This is a genomic window from Streptococcus sp. Marseille-Q4154, assembly GCF_916700545.1.
Lineage (GTDB): Bacteria > Bacillota > Bacilli > Lactobacillales > Streptococcaceae > Streptococcus > Streptococcus infantis_I.
In genome coordinates this window covers 1,027,781-1,035,285 of record NZ_CAKAKN010000001.1, presented here as the reverse complement: position 1 = coordinate 1,035,285, position 7,505 = coordinate 1,027,781, and the positions used below count along the sequence as shown (strand labels likewise).

General features: G+C 38.3%; 3 protein-coding genes and 1 pseudogene. 2 read left to right on the top strand and 2 right to left on the bottom strand.

The genetic code is table 11. From position 1 onward, the window contains the following. On the bottom strand, positions 1-224 hold a 224-nt coding region (locus tag LG369_RS05200), incomplete at its 3' end, for a hypothetical protein (protein ID WP_225750478.1). 20 nt (positions 225-244) lie between these two features. On the opposite strand from LG369_RS05200, the pseudogene LG369_RS05195 reads away from it, so the two are divergent. Further along, a pseudogene (locus LG369_RS05195) lies at positions 245-364 on the top strand (LPXTG cell wall anchor domain-containing protein); the annotation flags it as partial. A 148-nt stretch (positions 365-512) separates the two neighbouring features. Here the strand turns inward: LG369_RS05195 and LG369_RS05190 are convergent. Further along, a complete protein-coding gene (locus LG369_RS05190) occupies positions 513-4,481 on the bottom strand; it encodes a glycoside hydrolase family 66 protein (RefSeq protein WP_225750476.1) in 3,969 nt (1,322 codons plus the stop codon). A 250-nt stretch (positions 4,482-4,731) separates the two neighbouring features. Between LG369_RS05190 and LG369_RS05185 the strand changes: the two genes are divergently transcribed. Beyond that, positions 4,732-7,473 carry a GbpC/Spa domain-containing protein gene (locus LG369_RS05185; RefSeq protein ID WP_225750475.1) on the top strand — a complete coding sequence of 914 codons (2,742 nt, stop codon included), beginning with the start codon at positions 4,732-4,734 and terminating at the stop codon, positions 7,471-7,473. Positions 7,474-7,505: the final 32 nt, after the last annotated feature.

Sequence of the window (7,505 nt, the reverse complement as noted above, 5' to 3'; positions counted from 1 at the left end):
AAAAGAATAGACAGCAGCTGAGAATGTACATGAGGAGAGAGGCACTGGTAAAGTAACAGAGTAGAAAAAGGCAAAAGACACAGAAGCCACCAAACACACAGAACACGCCAGCACACCACCAACACCGCCAACACCACCAACACCACCAACACCACCAACACCACCAACACCGCCAACACCGCCAACACCACCAACACCGCCAACACCACCAACACCAGTAACACCACTAACACCAGAAAAACCTAAAGGTCGTGAGTTGCCAAATACTGGTGAGCAATCTACAGTTGGAGTAGTTGCTCTAGGTGCAGCCCTTGGTCTAGTAGGACTTGGTTTAATTGCAAAACCAAAAAGACGTGAAGACTAAGATTGTGATGATATCAATATTTTGGTGTTGAAATAACAATTTTAGCTCTAAAATGAAGAGGCCTTGCTCTTACGAGCAAGGCCTCTTTGTTATTTTCTTATAAAAAAACCCGAGGAATTATTCCTTGGGTTTTTAAAATTATAGTAGTTTAATCTTGTTTCTTTTTATAACCGACAAGACCTGCAAATCCAGTGAGAAAAGCAAATCCAAGATATGCTAATTGGGAATTTTGCTCTCCTGTTGCAGGTAGCTGACTACCAGGTTTAATCAAAGTTTTTTCTGATTGTATTGACTCTTTTTGGCGTTCAGAACCTTGAACTTGAGTTTGAGGTTGAACTTGAGTTTGAGTTTGAGGCTGAGGTTGAGGTTGAGGTTGAGGTTTAGGTTTAGGTTTAGGCTGAGGTTGAGGTTGAGGTTTAGGCTGAGGTTGAGGTTGAGGTTGAGGTTGAGGTTGAGGTTGAGGTTGAGGTTGAGGTTGAGGAGTTGGTAATTCTTTGACTTTGTATTCAAAAATCAGATCTGTAGTTCCTACTCCGACTTGGCCTGATTGTTGTGCACTGCTAATACGTTCGTATGTTTGACCATTATAAGAAATTTCGTCCGGTGCAACAGCAATGTAGGCAGAACCGTTATCTGCATTTGAAGCAATAACGATAGCTGGTTGCAATTCAGTTGTGGTGTTTTGAAGGACAAATCGTGCTATTACATTTCCTAAAGCAAGTTTGTAGTCATAAATTACTGTTTTATTTCCCTTAGATACTGTTCCTGAAACATCAGCAGAACCCTCACGATGACCAACTAAATTATAGACTAGACCGTCTTTTGTAATTACTTTTGGTGCATCTGTAGTATAGTTCGTACCAAAGTCTGCGTTTTCAGAAACTGTTTGAGAGTCTTGTAATTCGGTATCACTGCCTATAATGAGGAATTGTACCGTCACTGATCCTTGAGAAATTGTATAAGTAATTGATGTATCATTAGTAGCAGAAGTTGCAGTTGGAAGAAGGTATCCCTTTGTTTCATCAAGTGGATCTACAAAGGTTAAGATTTTTCCAGTTGCATCTTTTGGTTCTAACCCTTCAATATATGGTAAAGTTGCAGTTGGCGCTGAAATAGCAGTTGGATTAGAAGAATTATTTAAATATGGAATCTCTTTAATAGCATTTGATGGTTCTTTTCCTGATGCATAACTAATTGTATAAACACCGACTGGTCGGTAGACAACAATATCAGAAATGTCATCAGATTCAGCTAGGATTCCAGTATGACCTCCAGATTTATTAAGATCAGGAGAGATTGTTGCATTTGATTCTTTAGATACGACAACATATCCATTTTTGACTGGATTTTCATAATCTGCGAAAGTAGTACCGTCTTTAGACACCCAATCTTCAAGTGTTGTTTCTCCAGTTACCAAATTGATAGTTCCTTTTCGGCTAAAGTTTAAACTATCTGTTTTTGAAACGATGTCAGCTTCTTGACGATTGTTACCATTCTTATCTTCAGTAACATAGGTGATAGTACGAGTTACTTTTTCTGATAAATGATTGAGATCACTAATAGATTTTCCATTTGGAGCTTTAGGAGTTGGATAGATGCTACCATCGATATCTCCTGGAACAACTTGGCCAACTTGAATTGGTTGTGTTTCAGAAAAATCTACAATTTTTGGTGTAAAGCGAACAATGAATTCCTGTACGCCATCACCATTAATGTTTGAAGCATCTCGGTCGAATTTTGCTAGTCCATTTTTATCGAATTCGTTCTCAACTAGTTTATAACCTTGTTTTAGGTATTTAGCAATCGTATCTTTTGTTGAGTAGTCAATCTTTTCACCAGTATGTCCAACAAAGTCGCTTGAACGTTCCAGTTCCTTGCCATTTTCATCTTGATAAAGAACACGGGCAACTTCATTAAGTTTGACATAGAGCATATCCCATACATCCAGGCTAGGAACATCAATTGCAGCCATCCATTGACCGGCCCCGCTGTCATAATATACATTGGCAGAAGTTTCACGAAGTTGAATATTATATTTTCCTTCTACAGCATCTGGTGTAGCCCAATAGATATTAGCATGTTCAGCCTGATCTTTAGAAATTCTACCGAGTGGTACAAAAGCTTGGATGTTACTCAGTTTCGTAGTGGAATTAACAGCACTATTCCATTTGTTTTCAGTAATTCCAACTAAATTAATCAAATGAGCAATTCGGTCACCAGTATTAGTTTCTTTTGTGATGGTATAAACGGTACCTGGTTGAACACCGTCTGAATTATCAAGATTAGAGCCGATAAAGTTACCATCTACAAGAACATTTGTATTGTCTCCAATACGGCGAGTATCATGTGCTAAGGTTTCGCGTCCACGAAGGAGTTCTTGGTAGGCAACGATAAATTCTTGGTAGTTAAATTCTGCATTTGCAAAATCAGCATTGACTGGTAAGTTTTGATTGAGGTACCATTCAGCCTGAATAACACCAAAACCTTTTTCATCTTGAGATGTATTGAGAGCAGCTGTTGTTATATGATAACCACCACTTGCTGCAATAATTGCATCTGTTAGCAATTCATTATCTTTACTGAGTTTTGTTGCATTTTTTTCACGGTGTGTATAAGCAGCGATAATTGGAGATTTTCCGTTGTATAAATCTCGCATACGCTCAGTCAAGCGTGTTAAGGCTTGGTAGGTAGAATCATAGGCGATGCTATCTCCCCAAACTTCCGCGTATGGTGCAGAGACATTTGTTTTTCCTAATCGATCAGCATCTCCAGTAGAGATATCGTTGATCATGAAATCATAGCCTTCTTTTTTGAGGGCCTCTGTTGCAGCTGCAGCTAGTTTTGGATAGTTATCGCTTAAGGAGAAAGCTTTTCCAGGTTCGTTTACTTTTTCAACCAAGTTGGTCCCCATAGTGTCCCCTTGCCAACCATCGAAGCCGCCTTCTTTCATGGCTTTTAACATCACATTGATGATAAAGTTTTGCCAGTTTGGATCTCCTGGATCTAGAAATTGTTGGATGTCAGTCGCTGTAACATCACCAGTCTTTCCAAAGTTGAAGTGATCTTGCAAGTTGCGTACGATCGCACTTTTTACTTGGTCTGGGATTTTTTCATCAAGAGATACAGCGTAAATCATATTATAAAGCATAGCTTTAGCACCAGTTGAATGAACATGAGAAACCAATTCTTTTACAGCTTCTGTGTCAATAACCGGTAAGTATGTTTTACGTTTTTCGGGATCTGTTTCATCTTTCGGAATCAAGAAAGTAGCCCAATCTTGAGTGAATCGTTCAACATTAGCTGGGAATGGATTACCAGGAGTATTGTAAACGTCGTAGAAGAAGTAGTTATTGACGTGCATGTTGGCCAATTGGTCAATACTATTTTTATATCCTTCCACTTGATCTTTTGTGATTGAATTGTGATTGTCTTTTGAACCTGCTACAACACCATAACGTGGATATACAGTCCAATCATCTTCGACTGATAGACCAGCTACTTTGTGAAGTTCTTGTTTTCCATCAGCATTCTTTCCGATGATGTCAATGAGATAACCAGAATTTGGAGAGAAAACAGAGTTTGGAATGACAAGTGAATTTCCTGGAGCATTCTTCAACTCATAAATGACTTTGTCTAAATGAGATACTGTCAAATCAGATGAAGTTACGTTTGGATTATTGATTGAGATGCTAACATCCTCACCACTTTTATATGTAGCCTTGTTAAATGTTACATCGTTTTGGATTTTTGGAGTGTTATAAGTACTTGTTGTAGATGAAGTACTAGCCGTTGTGGGTTCAGTTATACTTGAAGTTTGAGGCAAAGTTGATGTCTCTTCGCTTGAAGAAGTCTTTGGGGTTTCCTCACTAGTTGTTGTAGTAGGTTGTTCACTAGTTGTTGTAGTAGGTTGCTCACTAGTGGTCTCAGTACTAGTGGCTGGTTGACTTGATGTAGTAACATTTGTAGATAAAGTTGTAGTTGAAGCAACTTCATCTGCCATAGCAACAGAACTTAACATTAAAGAACCAAAGACCGTAATCATAGATACAAGTACTTTATTCCGCTTACGGAAATAGCCGTGACCTTTTTCTTGAGAAAAGTTATTTGAAGATTTCATTATATCCCCCAATCATTAAATTTTGTTAGTTGAAATTATACGACATATCATAGGAAAATGTCAACAAAAGCGTAAATTTTTTGAAATCAAAATGAAAAACTCCTGAAAACAAAGTGAAAAAAGTTTGAAAAAACATATAAAAATACTTGACTTTTTAAATTATTTTTGTTACGATTTTTCTGACTTCGAAGAACAAAAATTCTTTTTGCTTGAGAAGCATAAATAAAAAACATTTAAAAAGGAGTTTGTCATGTCATCGTTAAAGAATAATAAAACGATTAAGTATGCCTTGAGAAAAACCTCAGTTGCTTTTGGTTCTGTTGCGGTCGCAACAGTGATTGCTGCTGCAGGTATTGCGACTGTATCTGCCGATGAAACTTCATCAGCAACTACACCGGTTACTTCAATTACAACAGTAGCTGGAGAAGAAACAAAAGAAGTTGCAGTTCCAGAGAAGTTGGAAGAAGCTAAAACTGCTGCCACAAATGAAGGTCTTGAAGTTAAAGAAACTGAGACTAAAAAGCAAGATTCAGAGGAGGCCGCTGCTAAAGATTACGAAAAACAAGTTACTGATATTAATAAAACTGTAGCTGATTATAAAGCTGAAGTAACAGCAAATCAAGAAGCTTTCGAAAAAGAAAAAGCTGAAGTTGATGCTAAAAATGCTGCTGCACAAGCAAACTACGATAAAGAGCTTGCGGCTTACAACGCAAAACTTACTGCTTACGAAAAAGAATTGACTGAAAAAACAGCAGAAAAAACAGCAGTAGAACAGAGTAATGAAGAAGCACGTGTTGCTTATGAAAAAGCTCTTGAAGAATATAACACAGCACTTGCAGCATACAATGCATCTGTAACAGCAAATCAAGAAGCTACTGAAAGTAATAAATTAGCTCAAGCAGGATATGAAGCTAAATTAGCTGACTACAAGACTAAAAAAGCTGCTTATGATGAAGCACAAGCTGCTTACTTGATTGAGCTCGAAATTTACAACAAGAAAAAAGCACAATACGATGATGCTAAAGATGCCTTCAATAAGATGGTTGCAGAGCGTGGTGGAAATCCTGAGAAATACAAACAAGATTTGACATTCCTCTCTGAAGAACTTGCTGATGGCGAAACAACTAAAATCACACACCAAACAACTGGATTAACAACTTACTTGACAAAAGAAGGTCAATCTCGTATGTACGGTGATGGTAAAGCTACTAAAATGTATGAAACAAAGAATCTACAAGATTCTGATTTGACAACTACAAACCCATATGCTAATAATGAAATTGAGTGGGGAGTTGTAAAAGTCGGAGATAAATTTGATGTGACATACACAGGACTTACTCAAGCTAAAATTGTAAAAGGTAGCGAAGAAAAACGTATTGCAAAAGTTGTTTATAAATACGATGTGAAGAGCCTTCCATCATCAGATGGAAAAGGAATCGTTCAAATTTATAACGATCCAGCGGTTACAATGACAATTGGTAGCTCAACTGATACTGAAAACCCAGTTACAGTTGGTGTTGACATTGAGTTTTATGATGAAAATGACCAATTGATTGATTTGTCACAACACAATGCAATCCTTGCCCTTAACTCACTTAACCACTGGAATGGTGCATCTTATGTTGAAAATGACAAACCTCGTCCTCTAGTTGTTGAAGCTAAAGATAGCGAAGGCAATACAGTTCGTGGAACTTGGGATCCATATTCAGATGGAAGTGAACCAAAACTTGATGGTGCAGACGTTGTTGTGAAAAGCGGTAAGGCTGACTTCGGTAGTGCAGAAGTTGATATCAATGCTGATAATCCTTTGAAAATTGTTGCTCAAAAAGCAACATGGGTTGATGATGCCTTCAAAGTAACTGGAGAAACAGCAGTTGATGCTACAACAGTGAACGCATCTGGTGGCGGAAATGGTCACTCAGTTGGTACTGAAGATTACACATTCGGTGATAAATCAGACGTTATCGGTTCTTACACTGTAGACGCTACATCAGGTGTTTTGAGATACACACCAAAAATGAAACACCAAGATACTCCTCACGTTGAGTCTGTAAACATTGGTGACAAAGAGTTTATTAAACTTCCAAATTCAAGTGTAGACCAAGATTCATCGACAAAAGAAGTATCTGCTAAAGAACAAAACCAATACATGGATCAAGGTGCTACATTTAATGCAGACTCTTCAAGTGAAACTAAGGGGTGGGATGATCCTAAGAGCCCTTACCTTTACTATGGTGGTGCTGCTGTTATTTTGAAAGATGGTCATCTTGAATTTACAGCAAAAGGTGCTAACGCAACAGGCGAAGCAACTCTCTATTGGTTCTCTATCAACTCAAACGTTGGCTTCCCTCAAGATCCAGGTGAAGAGCCAGTTAAACCAACAGAACCAACACCTCCAGTTAAACCTGAAAAACCAGAATTGACAGAAGTACCAACTGTTAAAGAAAAACCAGTTCCACCGACAGAACCAGAATATAAAACTGTACCTGTCTTACCAAGTGAACCGGTTAAACCAGAAGCACCTGAGTTGGTGAAGGATCCTGTTAAGAAAGAAACAGAAAAACCAGTTGTTGAATGGAATAAAAATGTTGTGCTTATCAAGGAAAATGAAAAACCACAACCTAAGCCAGAACCAAAACCAGAGCCTAAGCCAGAACCAAAACCAGAGCCTAAGCCAGAACCAAAACCAGAGCCTAAGCCAGAACCAAAACCAGAGCCTAAGCCAGAACCAAAACCAGAGCCTAAGCCAGAACCAAAACCAGAGCCTAAGCCAGAACCAAAACCAGAGCCTAAGCCAGAGCCTAAGCCAGAACCAAAACCAGAGCCTAAACCAGAATCAAAACCAGAGCCTAAGCCAGAATCAAAACCAGAATCATCTAAGAAATCATTGCCAAATACTGGTTCAGTTGAACAATCATTCATGACTTATTCAGCACTTATTGGTTTAGCTACTGCCGGTTATGCTTTGTCAAGAAAGAAAAAAGAAGACTAATTCATTCTGACAGTTTAAAAAGAGAAGACTAG